Origin of the sequence: Sphingobium sp., from assembly GCF_033795625.1 — a bacterium.
Lineage (GTDB): Bacteria > Pseudomonadota > Alphaproteobacteria > Sphingomonadales > Sphingomonadaceae > Sphingobium.
Genome location: NZ_JARYGI010000115.1, coordinates 356 through 762, shown reverse-complemented (window position 1 = coordinate 762; position 407 = coordinate 356). Strand labels below are relative to the sequence as shown.

Sequence of the window (407 nt, the reverse complement as noted above, 5' to 3'; positions counted from 1 at the left end):
CCGCGAGCGAACATCGCCCAGTTCGTCGACGTATTCCTCCATCTGGCGGGTCGGGAAAGCGCGGGTGAGGTAGTCAACGAGAGCCTCGCGCGGTGAGAGGTCCAGTTCTAGTGCCTCGCGCTCGTCGGGATCGAGTTCGTTGAGCCGCCGGTTGAGTATCGATTCCGCCGTGCTGACGAGCTGGACGACCACACTTTCGTCGCTCGCCAGATGCGCGTCGATCGCGGGGTAGATCGATGGCAGCTTCAGCGACAGCAGGACCTGCGCGAAGAAGCGCTGCTTGGTACCTTCGAACCGGCTGCGCGCCGCTGCCTTGGCGCCGCTGTTGAGCGTCTTGTTTTCGAGGCCATCGACGATCCCGGTAAGTTCGAGCGCGGCCTCAAGGTTCTGATGGATGATCGTCCAGG

Annotated in this window: 1 pseudogene; it reads right to left on the bottom strand. The window is 62.9% G+C overall.

Annotated elements, in window-relative coordinates:
• A pseudogene (locus QHC67_RS18890) lies at positions 1-407 on the bottom strand (methylase); the annotation flags it as partial.